We start from the raw sequence: 790 nt of genomic DNA, 5'->3' as shown, positions 1-790 counted from the left end.
ACCTTCATACGTATCCTCACTAATAAACCGCCTATCATTCGGATCATAATATCTTGCTCTTAAATAAATAAGCCCCGACTCGTCATCATAAATTTCCCCAGTATACTGGAATGGATTGGACATCTGTTCCGTTTGGGTGATGATTTTTCCCCAAATGTCATAATCGTACGCGTTCAGCACTACGCCTGAGCTGTCTCGAATGGCAATGACGTCGCCGTGACCGTTATACATATAGTAGCCGGCTTTATTCTGAACCGCATCCTTACGATACAGCAATTCATTGCCCCAAATGTTACGTCCGATCGTGTTGCCGTTCGCATCCAGCTCTTCAATGACTCGTCCATCTAGATAAATATAGCGCGTCTTCGCACCGTTGACGGTTTTTGTGGCCCGAAGGCCATCTCCGTAGTACGTATAGCTTGCGTTCGTGGTACCTTTTGACAAACTGGATAACTGGTTCAACGCATTGTATGAATAAAAAGCCTGAGTGAAGTCTGGACCATTATCTGTACTATCAGATGAGGTGAAGAAAGAAATATTGCCGAATGCATCATAGGCATAGTCTTTCGTCCCCGTCGGCAGTTGCTCCTTTTGAATACGATTTAGGCCATCGTACTGGAATTCCGAATTGACGCCATTCTCGACAATTTGCTGAATGTTCCCCATCCCGTCATATCCGAATGTTTCCGTCCATAAAGCTACTCCGATGCTATTGCTATGCTTTACACTCGTCAGTTCGCCAAATGCATCTGTCATTTTAACCTGCTTCGTGCCAAATGGAGTAGCAACC

1 protein-coding gene is annotated in these 790 nt (G+C 44.9%); it reads right to left on the bottom strand.

Annotation, left to right across the window (positions count from 1 at the left end):
- The coding region (locus GON22_RS25520) for an RHS repeat domain-containing protein (RefSeq protein ID WP_336604369.1) at positions 1-756 on the bottom strand (756 nt) is incomplete at its 3' end.
- Between the last annotated feature and the right edge of the window lie 34 nt (positions 757-790).

The organism is Paenibacillus sp. MMS18-CY102, assembly GCF_009789195.1.
GTDB lineage: Bacteria > Bacillota > Bacilli > Paenibacillales > Paenibacillaceae > Paenibacillus_T.
The sequence above is the reverse complement of the archived record's forward strand: the minus strand, read 5'-3'. Positions and strand labels throughout refer to the sequence as shown.